Origin of the sequence: Cupriavidus oxalaticus (assembly GCF_038900635.1) — a bacterium.
Lineage (GTDB): Bacteria > Pseudomonadota > Gammaproteobacteria > Burkholderiales > Burkholderiaceae > Cupriavidus > Cupriavidus oxalaticus_B.
In genome coordinates, this window is record NZ_JAYMRX010000040.1 from 1 (window position 1) to 18,379 (window position 18,379).

An 18,379-nucleotide genomic window follows, 5' to 3' on the forward strand; every position below is an offset into this window, starting at 1 on the left:
CATCCGTACCACTTCCAGCTTGAAGCTGGCATCAAATTGTCGGCGCCTTCTTGTCATCTAGCTTTTTTCCTCGTCGATTCGGGATTGTCCTCCTATCGACCTGTCCGAGGAAATTAGACCACTACAGTCTCCGGATGCTTCTTTTATCCAGAGGAGTGTAGGAAGTGCCCGCACCATCGTAAATTCAAGAATTCCAACATCTGGTATCTTCAAAACGAATAGCACAGGACAAGGTGGCCTGGCTTGGCGTCGTCTTCGACAAGGCACGCTCCGCACTGCTCGCTACGTGTCGTAGAGGCCAAACCTGAGAATTGCTGTACGCACAATGTGCCTCTCCCACGGCCTGGGAGGGAATACACAGCGTTGCGACCGCTTCAGGCTGCTCGCGCGTTGATGCCAAGGCGACAACAGTGTGAGCACCGCGACGGCACTACCGACATCCTGAGCCGATGCATAGGCTTCTCTCCAAGCCGTCCCTGCAGCAAGAAATTCGACGCAGGTTGGGTGAACGCAATTCCCGCCGGCTCATCAGGAGAGATCATGCCGCAACGCCTCAACTATCTTCAGCGATCCCGGGAACTGCCCAGGACGCTCGCGGAATTCGGGCCGCTGGCCCAGATCGAAGGCCACCTCCGCGAGCTCGTCGAGATTCGGGCTTCGCAGCTCAATGGCTGCGCCTTCGGCGTCGACTGTCTCGCTGATGCAAGCCAGCCCTTAGACCGGCGCATCTCTTTTTAAGCGTTTAAAGAGGAGAAGGTGATGAGCGTGCTCACTCACAAGCGGGCGATGGCCAATGGCGTGCGCCTCCACTATGTTACTGCCGGGAGCGGGCCTGTGGTGCTGTGCATGCACGGCTGGCCGCAGAACCATCGGGAGTTTCTGCCGGTGATCGAAGCGTTCCACGACAAGTACCGTTTCATTGCGCCGGACTTGCGCGGCTACGCGGATAGCGACAAGCCATTCGATGGTTACGAACCGAAGACCATTGCGGCTGACATGCTGGACTTGCTGAAGATCGAGGGCGTGGATAAGTTTCACATCCTCAGCCATGACCTCGGTGGTCCTCCTTCGGTGGCGCTGGCGTATCTGTCCAAGGGACGGGCGCTGTCGTTGGCCACCATCGAGACGCCATTCTTCGGCCTCGATTTTCCGGGCTATATCGATCCGCGCGTGCCGTACTGGCACCTGGGCATGCACATGAACATGGACATCACGCGGTTCCTCGTGGAAGGGCGAGAGGAACAGTATCTGCGCCATTTCTTTCGCGACTTTGCCTACACCCCAGGCGCCATCCCGGAAGAGGAAGTCCAGCAGTACGCGATGCAGATGCGCCAGCCCGGCAATCTGCGCGCCAGTCTCAATCACTACGGCTACATACCGCAAATGGCGGCGCAAACTGGCGAGCTTGCCAAGTCCAAGCTGGACGTGCCGATGCTCGCATGGGCAGGGCGCGCTTCATTTGGCGACCACTGCTTCGATTGTGCCAAGGCCATCTCAAACTCCGCCACGGGCGGCGTGATCGAAGAGTGCGGCCACTGGGTATTCGAAGAGAAGACCGAATTCATCAACGAACAGCTTGGCGAGTTCTGGGCGGCACACAGCTGATCGAAGAATTCCCGAACAGAGTCTGGGAGGACATGATGCGAGAGATTGCTGCGCCGCAGGGCGTGACACGGGCCGATCACACCGGATTCACCGTCTCCTCACTGGAGGCGTCGCTGAAATTCTGGGTGGATGTGCTCGGCTTCCGACTTGTTACCACGAGCCACTACCCCCCGAGCGAGTTTCTCGAGAACGTCGTCGGCGTGCCGGGTGCCGAATTGACGCTCGCCATGGTGGAAGCGCCCGGTGGACACCTGATCGAGTTGCTCGAATATGCCGCGCCAGGTGACCGCCAGTTGTTCAAGCCGCGTGCGTGCGACGTGGGCTCCGTTCACCTTGCATTCCTGATCGACGACATGGATGCATTGCTGACACGTGTGGAGGAGGCCGGCTGGTTGAGGCTTGGCGAGCCGCAAACTGTGCGAGGCACTCAGCGCGATGGCTTGCGGATCGCCTACGCACGCGGTCCAGACGGCGTGACGGTCGAATTCCTGCAACCGCCGCAGCAACCCGACGGCCACGCCGCCAATTGGAAGAACTCGATGAATGAGTAGGTGGTGTTCACCCGCCGCCTGTCCTTAATGTGACCAAAGTACTTAACGGAGAGGAAGAATGACTCGTAACGAGACGCTCATCATGACAGTGGCAACGCTGCTGGCCACCACTGCATTCGCGCAGTCATCGGCGCCGCATCTGCCCGAATACGCGAAGACGCCTGCGGAGCTCGCTGCTATCGCGCCAACCGGCGGGGCCGGTGGCTCGGGCAATCCGAAAGTCCAGGTCGTCAATATTCTGGGAGATTCATCCAAGCCAGGCCCCTACGCGCAATTGTTGAAAGTAGGGCCCAATGCATCCATTGCCGCGCATCATCACGCCGGTGACCGGATCGGGACGGTGCTGAAGGGTACATGGCGGTTCGGCTACGGACCCGAGTTCGACAAGGCCAAGCTTCGCACGCTGCCGGTCGGGTCAGTTTACACCGAGCCGTCGGGCGGACCGCACTTCGCGATGACCGGCAACGAGGCAGTCGTGGTGTTGATCACCGGTAACGGGCCCACGGACACGGTGTACGAGAATCCCGCCGATGACCCGACAAAGCACTGAGGGGATCACTCACGCGGTCGAGCAATTCTGCGCCGACCGTGGCGATCACGCGATGCTCCTGTCGGCCCGCGATCGATGGATTGTCTCGCGGCTTTTGAATGCAACTACCGAGCTCGCGATTCGCGATGGAAGGGAAATGAACGATGTCTCCCACATCGAAGAAGCTCGGAACGGCGTGCTTTCCCGATGCCGCCACAGTGACACAGTATGGTATTAGCCTTACTCGCAGATGAGGTGGAATTCATGCGTAGGCTGATCCTGTTGCCGATATGCTTGCTGATAGCCGCACAGACCCCGTGCGCCGCGAATGCTCGCGCCCTCGGCCCCGCGTCTCCCGTGGCACGGTCGACCGAGGCGGCTCCGGATCGGCTGCCCGCGTACGCTCCGCGCTTCGGCCGCGCGAAGCCGGTCGTGGCCGTCGTCGCAGAAAACCACTACACGGAACTTTCCGATTACGTGGTGCCCTTCGGCATCCTGTCGGCGTCCAACGCAGTCGACGTGCACGCGCTTGCAACGCAGCCGGGCGTGGTGCGCATGTTCCCCGCGAATCTCACCATCGTGCCGCAAGCCACTACCGACGATTTTGACAGGCGCTTTCCCAAGGGCGCTGATTACGTGGTTGTGCCGGCTGTACATCGCGACAATGATCCGAAGCTGCTTGCGTGGGTGGCAGCGCAGGCGCGCAAGGGCGCCACGGTAGTAGGCGTCTGCGATGGAGTGTGGGTGCTTGCGCGCGCAGGGCTGCTTGAGGGACGCCAGGCTACCGGTCACTGGTATTCGTTCGACGACTTGCGCGAGGCCTATCCGAAGACGCAATGGCAGCGAGGCAAGCGTTACGTCGCGGACGGTAAGGTGGTCACGACCACGGGCGTTACGGCTACCATTCCGGTCTCATTCGCGCTCGTCGAAGCTATAGAGGGCCGCGCCAAGGCACTGGCGCTGGCGAAGTCGCTCGGCGTCGAGCGCTGGTCGTCCGCGCACCCCAGCGAGCGTTTTCGGCTCGGGCTGTCGCCAATTCTCACCATCGCTGGCAACTACGCTTCGTTCTGGCGGCACGAGGACGTCGGCATTCCGGTAGCGCCTGGCGTGGACGAAATCTCCCTCGTGCTAGAGGCCGATGCGTTCGCGACCACGTTCCGGTCCACGGTCTACACCGTCTCGAAGGACCGCGAGCCGGTCGTCACGCGGCGCGGCCTGACGATCTTGCCCGACCGTGTCACCAACGTCGACGCGCCGCGGCGCATGCTGTCGGCGCCCCGCAGCAACCAGCCGCTGCGCGCGCTAGACGAAGCGCTGGGGATTATTGCCAAGGGAATGGGGAAGCGGACTGCGGACTGGGTGCGCCTGCAGATGGAGTACCCGGGGCCATGAGCGGGCGCAGCAACGGATATCTTTTCCGGTTCCCTCGTCGGACGCACAACTACGTCAGCAGGGAAGCTCTTGGGAACAAAAAATAAAACGCAATTAATCGCCAAGCATTAAATCCCACCAGGCTATAACGCCTGCATTGGAGTTCCTGTGAGGCCAAGGCTAGTCCAGACAGCAGCGGCGTGCCGCATGCAGAGCGGATCGCCGGCCAGGTAGCCGGCCTCGGTCAGTCCAGCGCGGCCTCTGCTGCCATCCGGTATCCCATTGCCCGGTACCCTCGCTGTCGCTTGTCCCACATACGCAGCAATGCAGGATGGCCGGTGTCGACAAAATCGATGATTTGCACGTCAGTCTTACCGGAATGTTGCCGGTGCAGCCGGCCAGGATGCTGGTTGCATCGAAACTTCCGCCGCGCGCGCAGTCTCCTGCTGTGCGGGCCCTTGCCAATCGGCACTTGGCCTCGGCTCGGCAATCGTCACACGGCGCTGGAGCGGCGCGAGCTGGCGGACCGCGGTGGTCAGGCGGACTGGTGGCGCACCGCTGCCCGCCACGCGCCGGGCGGCTGCCCGAAGCGCCTCGCAAAGCCGCGCGTGAAGGTGGTCTGGTCCGGATAGCCGGATGCCAGCGCGATCTCAGCCAGCGGCAGCGTGGTCTGCGACAGCAGCTGCAGCGCGCGGTCCAGCCGCAGCCGGGTCTGGTACCGGTGGGGCGTATCGCCGAAGGCGTCGGTGAAGAGGGTCTGGAAGCGGCGCACGCTCCAGCCGAAGTGCCCGGCCACCTCGGCTACCCGCAACGGCTCGGACAAGTTGGTGCGCAGGTAGGCATCGATGGCCATCAGCGGAAAGACATGCCGGTCGGCCGGCATGCCCAGGCTCTCGGCCAGCGCCGCGGCCAGCGTCGCGGCGAGCGGCCAGTCGGTATGCGGGCCGCGCGCTGCCGCGGCGGCGCGCCAGGCCGCCAGCGCGCGTACGTGGCTGCCAAAGGCGCCGTCCAGCGCAAAGGTGCGGGGGCGTGCCATCAGCCGTGCCGGCAACGCCACCGACTGCGCGGGGAAGTCCGCGACCAATTGCAGGTTGCCGTCGAAGCCCAGGAACTCATGGTGGCTGCCGGCCGGCACGATCAGGCCGGTATGCGCATCGACGCGATAGACATGGCCATCGATCTCCAGCTCGGTCGCGCCCGCCAGCCCGAACAGCAACTGGTGGTAGCGGTGCTGGTGGCCGTCGGGCTGGTCGCGGTAGCGGCGGTGCTCGACCAGCGGGGCAGGGGCTTCAGCGCGCTTCGGCATGCCGCTGCCTGCCCTGTGTCTGGCACAGCCACACGCCCGCGCCGGCAACCGCCATGCCAAGCGACTGCACCGCCCCCAGCCCCTGCCCGAACAGCAGCCACGCCTGCACCGCCGCCAGCGGCGGCGCCAGGAACATCAGCGCCGCGGCATTGGCCGCCTGCCCGCGCCGCACCAGGCTGACCAGCAGCCAGGTGCCGCCGCCGGACAGTCCGAGGCCGGCCCACGCCAGCGCGGCCCACAGCACCGCGCCACCTTCCCAGTGCAGCGGCGCGCCGGTGTCCTCGGTCGCGGCCATGACGGCGACCATGACGCCGGCCACCAGCATCGCGCCCAGGTTCTGCCACGCCGAGCTGGCGCGCAGGTCGCAGGCGGCGATCGCGGATTTCTGCAACAGGGTTCCCATGGTGATCGAAACAATGGCCAGCACGCCCAGCAACACGATCCACGGCGAGACCGGCTGCACGCCGGCCTGCATCGCCGGCGCCACCACCAGCGCGACGCCCAGCGCACCCAGCGCCAGGCCCTGCCAGGTCCGCCTGGAAGGTAGCTCTTTCAGCAGCGGAATGGCAAGCAGCGCGGTCAGCAGCGGCTGCAGCGCGCCCAGCAGCGCCATGATCGCCGGCGGCAGGCCTTGCGCCACGGCGCCGTAGCCGGCACAGAGGTAGACGCCCTGCATCAGCGCGCCTGCCAGCAGGTGGCGCGGCGCCTCGCGCAGCGGCGGCCAGGCCGCGCGGGCGGCCAGCGCCCACGCCAGGAACATCAGCCCGGCTACGGCAAAGCGCCCCAGCAGGAACAGGCTGGTATCGGCCAGCGGCACGATGGCCTTGCCCACGATGAAGCCGGTGGACCAGATCAGGACGAAGGCAAGGCTGGGCAGCCAGGAGCGGGCAGGGAAGACGGGGCGCGACATGACAGCTCGCTGAAAAGACAAAGCGCTAAGGCTAGCCAGGTGTGCCGGGGCTGTCTTGGCATTTCCGGCAATGCGGCCGGCCTGGCACTGAAAGCATTGGTAACACTGCCGCGGCGCCTGGACGTCAACGGAAACGCGCTTGCCACGTAACATTGAGAGGTTGGCCATCAAGGTTGGCCATGACAGGGAGGCGAGCATGGATGCGGCGCAACAGGCGGGATATGGCACGGTGCCGCGGCGGCTGGCGGCCTGGCGCGCCGGCGCGGCGGTGGTGCTGGCAGCCTGCGTTGGCGCCTGTGCCCAGGTGCCGGACGCCGGCAGCGACAGCGCGGCCGACCTGCGCTGGCTCAATACCGTCAGCTTCGGCGCCGACCAGGCCAGCCTGGCCGAGCTCCGGCGCCTGGGACGCGCGGCCTACCTGGAGCGCCAGCTGGCGATGGCGCCGGCCGATCCACCGGAGCTGGCCGCCGCCATTGCCGCGCTGCCGGCGCTGCAAGGCGATCCCGGCGCGCCGCTGCTGGCCGCGCGGCAGGCGCGCGAGCGCATCGATGCGCTGCCCGACGAAGACAGCAGGCAGCAGGCCCGCCAGGCCCTGAACGCACAGGGGCGCGAACTGGTGGCGGATACCGCGCGGCGCCACCTGCTGCGGGCGCTGTACTCGCCGGCGCAACTGCGCGAGCAGATGACGTGGTTCTGGATGAACCACTTCAATGTCTATTCGGGCAAGGGGCAGGTGCGCTGGCTGCTGCCCGACTATGAGGAACGCGCGATCCGGCCGCACGCACTGGGCCGCTTCCGCGACCTGCTGATGGCCACCGTCACCGCGCCGGCGATGCTGCTCTACCTCGACAACGCGCAAAGCAGCGCCAACCGCATCAACGAAAACTACGCGCGCGAACTGATGGAACTGCACACGCTCGGCGTGGCGGGCGGCCCCAGCGGCTCGCGCTACACCCAGCAGGACGTGCAGGAACTGGCGCGCGTGCTGACCGGCGTCGGCGTCAACCTGCGCGGCACGCCGCCGCGGCTGCCGCCCGCGCGCGCGGCGCTGTACCGCAGCGACGGCGCGTTCGAGTTCAATCCGGCGCGGCATGACTTCGGCGCCAAGACGCTGCTGGGTCAGCGCATCGAGCCGTCCGGGTTTGCGGAAGTCGAGCGCGCGGTGACGATCCTGTCGCGCGAGCCGGCCACGGCGCGCTTTATCAGTGCCAGGCTGGCAGCGTATTTCATCGCCGACAACCCGTCGCCGGCACTGATCGACCGCATGGCCCGGACCTTCGCGCGCACCGATGGCGATATTGCCGCGGTGCTGCGCACCATGCTGATGGCGCCCGAACTGGACCGGCTGCCGGCGTCATCCCCGCGCAAGTTCAAGGATCCGGTGGTCTACGTGGTGTCGTCGCTGCGGCTGGCCTACGAAGGCCGGCCGGTCGCCAACCTGCGCCCGGTGCTGAACTGGCTGAACCAGCTGGGCGAGCCGCTGTACGGCCACGTGACACCGGACGGCTATCCGGCGGCGGAAAGCGCGTGGGCCAGTTCCGGGCAGATGGTGCGGCGCTTCGAGATCGCGCGCGCGATCGGCTCCGGGCCGGCCGGGCTGTTCGCCGGCGACGCGGGCACGCCGCGCGGCGCGCGCTTCCCGGTAATCGGCAACAAGCTCTACTACGACGGCATCGAAGCCACGCTCGGTCCGGCAACGCGCGCGGCGCTGGCGCAAACGGCGTCGCAGGCGGAGTGGAATGCCGTGCTGCTCAGCTCGCCCGAATGGATGCAGCGCTGACGCGCACAGGAAAGGAGTCCGCCATGCAACGCAGACAATGGCTCAAGACGATGGGCGCCGCCGCGCTGGCGTGGACGCTGCCCGCCTCGGTGTCGCGTGTCTGGGCGCTGCCGGCGCAGGCCGAGGCCCGCTTCCTGCTGGTGTTCCTGCGCGGCGGCTATGACGCCGCCAGCGTGCTGGTGCCGGCCGGCAGCGACTTTTATTACGCGGCGCGCCCCAATATCGCGATCCGGCGACCGCCAGCCGCCGGAGCAGACCCTGACCCCGGCGCAGCCGTCGCGCTGGCGCCGGCCTTTGCCGCCGACAGCGCCGCGCGCGGCATCGGCGACTGGGCGTTGCACCCGGCACTGGCGCCGGCCATGCTGCCGCTGTGGCAACGCGGGCAGCTGGCCTTCGTGCCGTTTGCCGGCACCCATGATCTGTCGCGCAGCCATTTCGAGACCCAGGACACCATCGAGGCCGGCCTGCCAGGCACGGACGGCGAGCCGCGCGACCACAACCGCAGTCAGCTCGCCGCGCTGCGCGGCAGCGGCTTCCTCAACCGCCTGGCGCAGGCGATGGGCGGCCAGGCCGCGCCGGTGGCCTTCACCGATGGCCTGCCGATGGTGCTGGCCGGGCCGCGCGGCGTGCCCAACGTCTCGCTCAAGGGCAGCGGCCGCACCCCTTTCGATGCACGCCAGGAACAGATGCTGGCGCAGATGTACCGCGGCACGCGCTTCGAGTCGCTGATCGACGAAGGCTTCGAACTGCGCCAGGCGGTTGCGCGCCAGGCCGAGGCGGCCGCAGGGGACATGGCAGGTGGCAACAGCATGGCCGCGCGCCAGCAGGAGATGCAGGCCGCCAATCGTCGCTCGCTCAGCGCGCGCGGCTTCGAGGTCGAGGCCCGGCGCATGGCGGGGCTGATGCGCGAGCGCTTCAACCTCGGCTTTATCGACGTCGGCGGCTGGGATACCCACGTCAACCAGGGTGCGGCGCAGGGCCAGCTCGCCGGCCTGCTCGACAACCTCGGCCGCGGCCTGTCGGCGTTTGCCGAGGGCATGGGACCGGCATGGCGCAACACCACGGTGGTGGTGCTGTCAGAGTTCGGGCGCACCTTCCGCGAGAACGGCACCCGCGGCACCGACCATGGCCATGGCACCGTCTACTGGGTGGCCGGCGGCGCGGTGCGCGGCGGGCGCATCGCGGGCGAGCAGGTCGCGGTGGAGCGCGCGACGTTGAACCAGGATCGGGACTGGCCGGTGCGCAATGAGTATCGGGCGGTGCTGGGCGGGCTGTTCCAGCGGCTGTACGGGCTGGATGCGGCGCGGCTGGGGCAGGTGTTCCCGGGCGTGCCGGGGCGCGATCTGGGGTTGGTCTAGCGGGCCGACGCAAGGTCGCCCGCCGGGCTCAGTTGCTGCCTTTGGCGGGCGAGATCGTCGTCGGCGCGACCGGATAGATGGGCGCGGCAGGCGCAGGGGCCGCAGGGGTCGCAGGGGCGGCAGGGGCGGCAGGGGCCATGGCAGGCGGCGGTGGCGGGAGGCCAGGAGCATTGGGGCTGGCCGGTGCCGCGGGCGCCGGTGGGCCAGGCGGCGCTGCCGGCGCGGTGGGTGCGCTCGCCGTCGCCGGATCCTGCGGCGGCACCGCCATCACCGTTTCCCCGCGATCCAGCGCCAGGCTGGACTCTCCCTCGCCACTGCTCCCACCACCCACCGGCGCAGGAGCCGATGCCATCGGCGTGCTCGCCGGCGGCGTCACATCGGCCTCGGGCGCCGGCAGCGCCGGACGGCGCGGCGCCGGGCGCGGCGCGGTGGCTTCGTTGGCCTTGTCGCGGCTGAACAGCCGGGCCCACCAGCCGCGCACCTGGTTGCCGAGCGAGGCGAACACATGGGTTTCCTCGTATTCGGCAAAGCGCGCGCGGCCGTCGATGACGCGGCCGCGCAGCGCGCGCTGGTAGAAATCGCCGACCATCGGCAGCGCGCTGTGCGCGCCCTGGCCCCAGTAGTCGCTGCGCAGCGTGACGCGGCTGTCATTGAAGCCGACCCAGGCGCCGGCGACCAGCTCCGGGTGCATCATGATGAACCAGCCGTCGGCGTTGTCCTGCGTGGTGCCGGTCTTGCCGGCCACGTCGGCGCGGATGCCAAAGCGCGAGCGGATGCCGGCGCCGGTGCCGCGGTCGATCACGTCGCGCATCACGTCGAGCAGGGTCTGCGTGGTGGCGTGGGGCAGGGCGCGCTCGGCGCGCGCCGAGCGGAAGACCTGGAGCACATTGCCGTTGCGGTCTTCGATCCGCGTGACCATGGTCGGCGCGATGAAGTTGCCGGCGTTGGCGATGGTGCCGTAGGCGGCCACCATTTCCTTGAGCGTGACCGGGCTGGTGCCCAGCGCCAGCGACGGCACCTCGTCGAGCCGGCTTTCGCGCACGCCCATCTCGCGCGCCAGCCGCGCCACGCGCGCCGGGCCTACCTGCTGCATCAGCTGCGCGGTGATGGTGTTGCGCGAATAGACCAGGCCGTCGCGCAGGCTCATCGCGCGCCCGGTGGGGCGGCCCTCGTCCGACGGGCGCCAGATCTCGCCGCCGGCCAGCTCGATCTCGACCGGCTGGTCCATCAGCGTGTCGTCGGGCGACTTGCCTTCCTCGAATGCCGCGCCGTAGACGAAGGGCTTGAAGGTCGAGCCCGGCTGGCGGCGCGCCTGCTGCACGTGGTCGAAGGCGTCCTGCGTATAGTCGCGGCTGCCGACCCAGGCGCGGATCTCGCCGTTGCGCGGATCGATGGCGAGGAAGCCCGCCTGGATCCGCGTCTTCTGCTGGTGCAGCGCGCGCATGAAGGCGCCATTGGCCAGCAACTGCTTCATCGCGTCTTCGGGCAGCGTGCCGGCGGCGGTGGCGGCGCGGAATTCCGGCGACTCGCGCACGAAGGCCTGCACCAGCGCGCGGTCCGCGGCCCAGCCCGCGCGCGGCGCCCAGGCCGCGTTGGCGATCGCCTGCAGGCGGTTGCCCTGCTGCGCCACCGCCTGCGTGGCCATGGCCTGCAGGCGCGCGTCGATGGTGGTGCGCACCACCAGGCCGTCCGCGTAGATGTCGTAGCCGTTGCGGTCGGCCCAGCCGATCAGCCACTTGCGCAGCTGCTGCGCGAAATGCGGCGCGGGTCCGGGCGGCTCGGTCTGCCGCTCGAAGTCGATGCGCAGCGGACGGCGTTTGAGCTGCTCGTAGCGGGCCGCGTCGAGCTTGCCGCGCTTGACCATCTGTCCCAGCACGATATTGCGCCGGTCCAGCGCACGCTCGGGGTTCAGCACCGGGTTGTAGTAGCTGTTGCCCTTGAGCATGCCGATCAGCGTGGCGCTCTGCAGCACGTCGAGCGAGCGCGCCGGCTTGTCGAAGTACGTGCGCGCGGCCATCTCGATGCCGAACGCGTTGTACAGGAACGGCACCGTGTTCAGGTAGGTCTCGAGGATCTCGTCCTTGGTGTACAGGGCCTCGATCTTGAACGCGGTGATCGCTTCCTTGAGCTTGCGCGTCAGCGTGGGCGCGCGGCCGATCTCGTCGGGATAGAGGTTGCGCGCCAGCTGCTGGGTGATGGTCGAGCCGCCCTGGCGGTCACCCGAGAAGGTATGCACCGCGGCCGAGGCAAGGCGGCGCCAGTCGAGCCCGTGGTGCTCATAGAAGCGGTGGTCTTCGGTCGAGATCAGCGCCGCCACCACGTTGGGCGAGATCTGCTTCAGCGGCACCCAGTCGCGGTTGGCCCACTTGAAGACCGCCAGCTCCTTGCCGTCGGCCGACAGCACCTGCGCCGGCTGCTCGGACTTGGCCTTGCGGATGTCGCTGATGCCCGGCGTGAACGGCACCAGCACCAGCACGTACAGCAGCAAGGCTGCCGGCACCGCGGCCATGCCCACCAGCACGCCGCGGCGCGTGGGGCGTAGCGAGCCGGGCCGGGTCAGGCCCAGGCGCGCGCTGCGCGCGCACAGGCCGGACAGGCGTTGCTGGATCGAGGCGGGGAGCGGAGCCTGCAGCGAGGCAAGCCGGGTCTTGATCTCTGCCAGCTTCATGAGGCGAAGCTGTCGAGGCAAAGGCACATGGCGGCACGTGGCACTGGCATTACCGTCTTCGGAAAAGCCTGCATCCTACCAAAACGATCCCGTTACTCACAGGGAAAACCCCCATGCGCGCGCTATTCGGCACTTTGTGCTGAGTACTACTCGTCACAACGCCTTCATATTGCGCCAGCACAATGCGCGGGCCGCACATGTGCGGACGTGCGCCGCCAGCCGGGTCCGGCGCGGCCAGCCAGCTCAGGCCGGAATGGCCGCCGGCCCTGGTCGGACCGGCGCGGTGTCATGGATCACCATAAAACTGAGAAATCACAGTGAAGAAAGCTCTCCTTGTATTGACGGCAGCAGTAGTCGCTACGGCGGCATCCGGGCTGGCATCGGCCCAGTCCGCATCGAACGTAACGCTGTACGGCATCGCCGATGCCGGCCTCGAAGTCATCAGCCACGTGCCCGGCAGCAACGGTACCCAGGGTACGACCACCCGCCTGAACTCGGGCAACCTGTCCGGCTCGCGCTGGGGCCTGCGCGGCACCGAAGACCTGGGCGACGGCCTGAAGGGTATCTTCGTGCTGGAAAGCGGTTTCGATATCGATACCGGCACCTCCGGCCAGGGCAACCGCCTGTTCGGCCGCCAGGCCTACGTGGGCCTGCAGGGCGGCTTTGGCGCCGTCACGCTGGGCCGCCAGCAGAACGCGCTGTACGACCTGTTCGGCGCCTTCGACCCGATGGGCGTGGGCCCGCGCTACTCGCTCAACAGCGTCGACTCGGCCTTCAACGGCCGCGCCGACAACACCATCAAGTACACCGGCAAGTTCGGCGGCCTGACCGCCACCGGCTTCTACAGCTTCGGCCGCGATAACAACGGCGAAGTGCCGGGCGAACCCAAGGTCGCGCGCAACTTCGGCGGCGGGCTGTCGTATGCCGTCGGCGGCTTCTCGGTTGGTGCCGCCTATGACCAGTACCAGGGCGCCACCGTGGCGCTGCAGGACCGCGCCGCCAAGCGCGCCGCGCTGGGTACCGCCTATGCCTTCGGCGACGCCAAGGTGTTCGCAGGCTACCGCTGGCTGAAGGACGATGGCGTATCCAGCGCCACCGCCGCCGCGACCCGCACCAACGTCTACTGGGCCGGCGCGCAGTACCGCTTCACGCCCGCCTTCCTGGTGACCGGCGCCGCCTACTACAACGACACCCGCAACAGCGATGCCGATCCGTGGATGTTCGTGCTGTCGGCGGACTATTCGCTGTCCAAGCGCACCGACGTGTACCTGAACGTGGGCTACGCCAAGAACAAGAACGGCTCGGCCCTTGGCCTGAATGGCGTGGGCACCGTGGTCGCGGGCGAGAACCAGACCGGCGCCACCATCGGCATGCGTCACCGCTTCTGATCCCGGCGTCCTGACGCCCGCCCGGCATGGCGCACCAGCGGCGCGCACGGGCGGGCGCGATGTTCATATCGACACCTTGCCTGTGCGGGGTTCGTTGGGCCGGTTCCTCGATCGGCCCTTTTTTCTTGCCCGCCCTACCGGTAGGCCGCGGCACTGATGAACTGCCCGAACCGCTCGCACCAGATCACCACCGCACGGTGCTGGCCGGGATCGACGCCATCCGGCAGCGCCACGGTGAAATTGCCGAATGTCTTCAACGGTGCGACCTGCACCGCGCGGCCCTTGATCGCGAGGAAAGCCGCCTCGGTGTCGACGAACTCCGGCACCAGGTAGATCCGGTAGTCCGGTCCCGGCGCCACGCTGCCTTCGAAGGCAATGGCCCGGGCCGACACATGCAGCCGTCCGCTGGCCCAGTGGAAGGCGTCACTGCCAGCCAGGTCCTTGCGGAAGTCGCCGGAATAGGCCGCCTGCCGCGACACCGCCTGTACCTGACCGATAGTCGCTCCCGCCTGCTCGGTCAGGATCGGCAGCACATAGATCCCGGCCGCGAAGCCGGTCGCCAGCATGGCGAGGTGCGTCAGCGAGAGGATCGCGATCTTGCGACGAGACTTGGACGTCATGTCTGGCTCCGGTTTCCGGCGAGGGGACAGGGGTTGGTCGTTTCCGGTGCGGCTTCCTGACATCAAGTTCCAACGGTAGTCATCAAAGCAACACAGGAATGTGGTTATGATTTGTCGTCCTCATGACGAGAAGCTGCCTATGACACTCCACGTCACGATCCGTACCATCCGTACGGGCGCGCTGCAAACGGCCCGCTACCAGGCCCAGGTTTATCCGACTACTGACGCCGAAGCCCTGCCGCTGCTGGCCACGCCCTGGAGCGAACGCGAGGCCGAGGTCTTCCGCGACGCCCAGTTCTGGGCCCAGCGCCACGCCTACATCGTGTCCAACCCGCGGGTAGGGACGTACTACGGCATTCCATGCCGACGCTGACTCCGGCACGCCGGCGCGGCGCGCTGGCGCTGGCAGCGGCATTGATGCTGGCAGGCTGCACCCCCGAGAAGGTGGTCGGCGTCCTGTCCGGCGGGCGCGATGGCCTGTGGCGCAACGTGCAGCAGCGCTGCCTGGTGCCGCCGCAGCCGCAGCACGCCGATTGCGCCAGCGTCGACCGTGGCCGCGGACTGGTGCTGTACAAGGACGCGATCGGCGTGTCGCACTACCTGGTGATCCCGGCGCGGACAGTGACGGGCGTGGAGGATCGCAAGGCGTGGGACGGCACCGGTGCCAACGCCTGGGCCTTCGGCTGGGACGAGCGCGGCGTCGTCGGCCAGGCGCTGGGCAAGCCGGTGCCGGACGACATGCTGGGGCTGGCGGTCAATTCCCGCACCTCGCGCAGCCAGGACCAGCTCCATATCCACCTCGACTGCATCAGCGCCGCGGCGCGCGCCTTCGTCAATGGCGCGAGCGGGCCGATCGGCACGGAGTGGACTTCGCTGCGGTTCGATGGCAAGCCGGTGCGGGCCAGGTTTATCCCGGCTGCCACGCCGGTCTTGTCGGCCGACCCGTTCGCGCTGGTCGGGGGCAGGGCTGACGACCCCGGGGCCAGCGCCGTCGCGGTGCCGCCGCCCGACCGCGGCATCTTCCTCACCTATGGCCAGGACCGGCAGGGCCGCCATGGCTTCTTCCTGGTGGACCAGCCGGTTCACGCGGCGGGCGGCAGCAATGGCCATGCGAGCGACTTCCTGGACCGGCGCTGCCGGCTGGCGGCGGAGTTGCCGGCCGCAGGGTAGCGCGGCCGGCAGCTTTCGGGGCTAGCGGGCCCCCGGTTTGGATGCAGCGGAGGCCGGTGCCGACGCGGGCGCCGGTGCCTGAGCAGCCGGTCCTCCGGACCGTTGCCCTGGCGTGGCAGTCGTGCCCGCCGCCAGGCCGTCCAGCGCCTTGGCCGCCGCCAGGTGCTGCGGAATCACCAGCCCTTCGCGCGCCGTGGCCACGTTGATCTGCCCGCCCTGGGCGCTGCCGCGCGCGACGAAGTCGCGGCCATGCCGGTACACCAGCCGCGTCAGGTCGGCCACCTCGGTATCGGACAGGTCCGGGCCGGTCACCAGGATCGCCGCGGTGGCGACGGTGCGCACCGGCTCGCGCAGGCCGGGATAGGTGCCGGGCGCGATGCTGGCGCGGAAATACCCGGCCTTCTGCCCGACCATCGCCGCGATCGCGCGCTCGTCCAGCGGCAGCAGCCGCAACGGCAGTTCGCTTACCGCATCGCGGATGCTGTCGGACGGCACGCCGATCACCTGCATCACGGCATCCACCTGGTTCTGGCGCAGTGCCACCAGCGCCGCGCCCAGGCCGACTTCCTCGGCCTTGAAATCCTTCTCGGTGAGCCCGTGCGCGGCCAGCACGCGCAGCACCGTGCCGCGCGAGGCCGCGCCGCGCTCGCCCACGGCGATGCGCTTGTCGCGCAGGTCGGACACCGAGCGCGCCGGATCGCCGTCGCGCACGAGCACGTGCACCGGTTCCGGGTACAGGCTGCCGATGGCGCGCAGCGACGCGTGCGGCCCGTCCTCGGCAAAGGCGCCCTTGCCCTCGTAGGCATCCAGCGCGGCATCGCCCTGGGCCATGGCCACCGACACCTTGCCGCCGCGCAGCAGTTGCAGGTTTTCTTCGCCGCCGCGAGTGACCAGCGCGATGGCGCGCACGCGCGCGCCGTCCACCAGCGCACGCACGAAGCGCAGGTACTGGCCATGCTCGGCGCCGGCGGCGATGGCGTAGCCCTCGTCGACGCGGGCCAGCCGGGCGCGGATATTGGCGTGCGCAGTAGTAAGTTCCTGTTCGATCACCGCGCGCTGCGCCGGCGAGGCGTCCTTCTGGACCGCCTCGACCACCTTGCGCATCGCATCCAGGATTGCCGCCGGGCCGGTGGGCGCGTTGGTGGCCACGGCCGGTGCCTCGGCCGGGCGATAGCCGGCGGGCTGCACGCTGACCCAGCGCTCGCCGTCGCGCCGGTACAGCGCGGTGCCGTGTGCGCGCAGGACGTCTCCCGCCTTGTTGCCGCCGCTGGTGATCCCGGTGATGCCGCGCGGCCCCGCGCCCAGCGCCGAGATCAGCCCGGCCACGCCGGGCGAATCCCACGCGCCGAAGTCGTAGTCGCGCAGCAGCTTCAGTTCCGCGTCGAAATACACCACGCGCCGGGTCTCGCCGGCCGGTGCCTTGGTATCGGACTGCGAGCCGCGCCGGTCGATGTCGACCAGCTGCACGGTGCCCGGCGGCAGCGCCTGCGCCAGGCGCTCGTTGAGATTGGCGCGGATGCCGTCGGCGTTCGGGCCGCCGCCGCAGCCTGCCAGCCACAGGCTGGCCAGCAACGCAAAGAGGAAGGCAAAGCAGGCGCGGCGCATGTCAGCCTCCGATCAGCGGCAAGGCCAGCATCATGGTCAGCACGAACGCGTTCATCAGGTCGACAAAGAACGCGCCGGCCAGCGGCGTGATCAGGTAGCTGGTGGGCGCCGGCCCGTAGCGCGCGGTGATCGCGCGCATATTGGCCATGGCGGTTGCCGTGGAACCCATGTTGAAGCCGATGAACGCGGCCGAGGTGACCGCCGCCTCGTAGTCGCGGCCCATGAAGCGGAAGCAGACGAACACCACGTACAGGATGATGAACACGACCTGCATCGCGATGATCAGCAGGAACGGGCCGGCCGACAGTGCCACCTCGGCCAGGTCCAGCGCCATCATGGTCATCACCAGGAACAGCGACAGGCAGACGTTGGTGATCAGGTCGGTGGCGCGGTCGTCGAAGCGCATGCCGATGAACGGCAGCAGGTTGCGGATTGCGATGCCGAGCATCATGCACCACAGGAAGCCGGGGATGGTGATCGGACCCGCCGGCATCTGCGCCGCGATCCAGCGCCCGCCGATCACCGCGGCCAGGATGCCGGCCAGCGCCGCAAGCGCGCCGACCGTGGTGATCGGCGAAGCGGCGGCGGCTTCCTCCTCGGTGTCGCCGGCCTCGCGCGCGGTAGAGCGCAGCTTGTAGCGCGAGATCAGGTACTGCGCCACGGGACCGCCGATGATGCCGCCGACGACCAGGCCGATGGTCGCCACCGTCATCGACAGGTCCATCACGGCCTGCAGGTTGTTGACCTCGGCGAAGCGCTCGGCATAGGCGGCCCCGGTGCCATGGCCGCCCACCAGCGTGATGGAGCCGCTCACCAGCCCGAAGATCGGGTGCAGGTCGAGCGTCCTGGCCATGGCCACGCCGACGGCGTTCTGCACCACGATATAGGGCAGCAGGATGATCAGGAAGATCACCAGCGCCTTGCCGCCCCGCTTGAGCATGCGCAGGTCGGCGCCAAGGCCGACGCCGCCGAAGAACATCAGCAGCAGCACCGGCTTCATGCCGGGATCGATGACCACCCGGAAATTCGCCCCCGCCGCTGCCACCGACGCGACGATGGCGAACAGCAGCCCGCCGGTGACGGGATCGGGGATGTTGTAGCGCGACAGGATGCCGACGCTCCGGTTGACCAGGGTGCCGATCAGCAGCACCACCACGGCGGTCAGCAATGAAGCCAGCAGGTCGAGATTCATCGGGGGCGTCCTGGCGGTAAGTCCTGCGGTGGGGCGCCGCTGGCCGTGCCGGTGCGCACTGGCCGCCAGCGAGGCCTGGCGAGTAGCATGCATCACTACGGGTTGTAGACGGACAGTGGGGAGAAGGCAAGGAAAGGATCGGGGGCGATCGGAAACCTGTGGCGAGGCCAACGGTGTTGGGTGCACCCAAGCCGTCCGGGCTGGCCTGAGCAAGGTGTTCTCCCACTCCCCTCATGGGGAGAGGGTTGGGGTGAGGGGTGGTTCAGCCAGGCACCACATCAAGCGAGCCTATGGTTTTGATGAGCATAACTTTCGTGGAGGCGCAT

At 68.1% G+C, this 18,379-nt stretch carries 16 protein-coding genes; 10 read left to right on the forward strand and 6 right to left on the reverse strand.

All coding sequences use genetic code 11. From position 1 onward, the window contains the following. Positions 1-540 precede the first annotated feature (540 nt). The 5 genes from VSR71_RS33415 to VSR71_RS33435 all read left to right on the forward strand — a co-directional run bounded on the left by VSR71_RS33415 (position 541) and on the right by VSR71_RS33435 (position 4,077). Entirely contained in the window at positions 541-738 is a 198-nt protein-coding gene (locus tag VSR71_RS33415) for a hypothetical protein (RefSeq protein ID WP_342917754.1), read from the forward strand. Positions 739-759: 21 nt separating this feature from the next. Beyond that, a complete protein-coding gene (locus tag VSR71_RS33420) occupies positions 760-1,605 on the forward strand; it encodes an alpha/beta hydrolase (RefSeq protein ID WP_342917755.1) in 846 nt (281 codons plus the stop codon). Between the two features lie 32 nt (positions 1,606-1,637). Beyond that, entirely contained in the window at positions 1,638-2,156 is a 519-nt protein-coding gene (locus tag VSR71_RS33425) for a VOC family protein (RefSeq protein ID WP_342917756.1), read from the forward strand. 58 nt (positions 2,157-2,214) lie between these two features. After that, entirely contained in the window at positions 2,215-2,706 is a 492-nt protein-coding gene (locus VSR71_RS33430; protein ID WP_342917757.1) for a cupin domain-containing protein, read from the forward strand. A gap of 243 nt (positions 2,707-2,949) precedes the next feature. Further along, positions 2,950-4,077, forward strand: coding sequence for a DJ-1/PfpI family protein (locus tag VSR71_RS33435; protein WP_428979485.1), 1,128 nt, complete (start codon positions 2,950-2,952; stop codon positions 4,075-4,077). Positions 4,078-4,591: 514 nt separating this feature from the next. Here the strand turns inward: VSR71_RS33435 and VSR71_RS33440 are convergent. Both VSR71_RS33440 and VSR71_RS33445 read right to left on the reverse strand, forming a co-directional pair. Further along, a complete protein-coding gene (locus tag VSR71_RS33440; protein WP_342917759.1) occupies positions 4,592-5,362 on the reverse strand; it encodes an AraC family transcriptional regulator in 771 nt (256 codons plus the stop codon). Further along, positions 5,346-6,272: a DMT family transporter gene (locus tag VSR71_RS33445; RefSeq protein WP_342917760.1), complete on the reverse strand. Its 927-nt coding sequence runs from the start codon at positions 6,270-6,272 to the stop codon at positions 5,346-5,348. Before VSR71_RS33445 ends, VSR71_RS33440 begins: the two co-directional genes overlap by 17 nt. A gap of 196 nt (positions 6,273-6,468) precedes the next feature. Here VSR71_RS33445 and VSR71_RS33450 point away from each other — a divergent pair, with 196 nt between their 5' ends. Together VSR71_RS33450 and VSR71_RS33455 are read left to right on the forward strand one after the other, a co-directional pair. Continuing rightward, entirely contained in the window at positions 6,469-8,052 is a 1,584-nt protein-coding gene (locus VSR71_RS33450; protein ID WP_342917761.1) for a DUF1800 domain-containing protein, read from the forward strand. A gap of 23 nt (positions 8,053-8,075) precedes the next feature. After that, positions 8,076-9,410: a DUF1501 domain-containing protein gene (locus tag VSR71_RS33455; protein ID WP_342917762.1), complete on the forward strand. Its 1,335-nt coding sequence runs from the start codon at positions 8,076-8,078 to the stop codon at positions 9,408-9,410. 28 nt (positions 9,411-9,438) lie between these two features. Here the strand turns inward: VSR71_RS33455 and VSR71_RS33460 are convergent, their stop codons facing one another. Further along, complete coding sequence (locus tag VSR71_RS33460; protein ID WP_342917763.1) at positions 9,439-12,078, reverse strand: penicillin-binding protein 1A; 2,640 nt, start codon at positions 12,076-12,078, stop codon at positions 9,439-9,441. 317 nt (positions 12,079-12,395) lie between these two features. Here VSR71_RS33460 and VSR71_RS33465 point away from each other — a divergent pair, with 317 nt between their 5' ends. Continuing rightward, entirely contained in the window at positions 12,396-13,466 is a 1,071-nt protein-coding gene (locus VSR71_RS33465; RefSeq protein WP_342917764.1) for a porin, read from the forward strand. A gap of 134 nt (positions 13,467-13,600) precedes the next feature. Here VSR71_RS33465 and VSR71_RS33470 read toward each other — a convergent pair whose 3' ends face one another. Then, complete coding sequence (locus VSR71_RS33470) at positions 13,601-14,086, reverse strand: DM13 domain-containing protein (protein WP_342917765.1); 486 nt, start codon at positions 14,084-14,086, stop codon at positions 13,601-13,603. 139 nt (positions 14,087-14,225) lie between these two features. Between VSR71_RS33470 and VSR71_RS33475 the strand changes: the two genes are divergently transcribed. Further along, the gene (locus VSR71_RS33475) at positions 14,226-14,459 is read left to right on the forward strand and encodes a hypothetical protein (RefSeq protein ID WP_063237348.1); all 234 of its coding nucleotides are present in this window, start codon (positions 14,226-14,228) and stop codon (positions 14,457-14,459) included. Further along, positions 14,447-15,256 (forward strand): CDP-diacylglycerol diphosphatase, encoded by an 810-nt coding sequence (locus tag VSR71_RS33480; RefSeq protein ID WP_342917766.1) that lies wholly within the window; start codon positions 14,447-14,449, stop codon positions 15,254-15,256. The genes VSR71_RS33475 and VSR71_RS33480 overlap by 13 nt, the downstream gene beginning before the upstream one ends. A 21-nt stretch (positions 15,257-15,277) precedes the next feature. On the opposite strand, the gene VSR71_RS33485 is transcribed toward VSR71_RS33480, so the two are convergent. Further along, positions 15,278-16,861, reverse strand: coding sequence for a TAXI family TRAP transporter solute-binding subunit (locus VSR71_RS33485; RefSeq protein ID WP_342917767.1), 1,584 nt, complete (start codon positions 16,859-16,861; stop codon positions 15,278-15,280). 1 nt (position 16,862) lies between these two features. Then, positions 16,863-18,053, reverse strand: coding sequence for a sodium/glutamate symporter (gene gltS / locus VSR71_RS33490; RefSeq protein WP_342917768.1), 1,191 nt, complete (start codon positions 18,051-18,053; stop codon positions 16,863-16,865). Between the last annotated feature and the right edge of the window lie 326 nt (positions 18,054-18,379).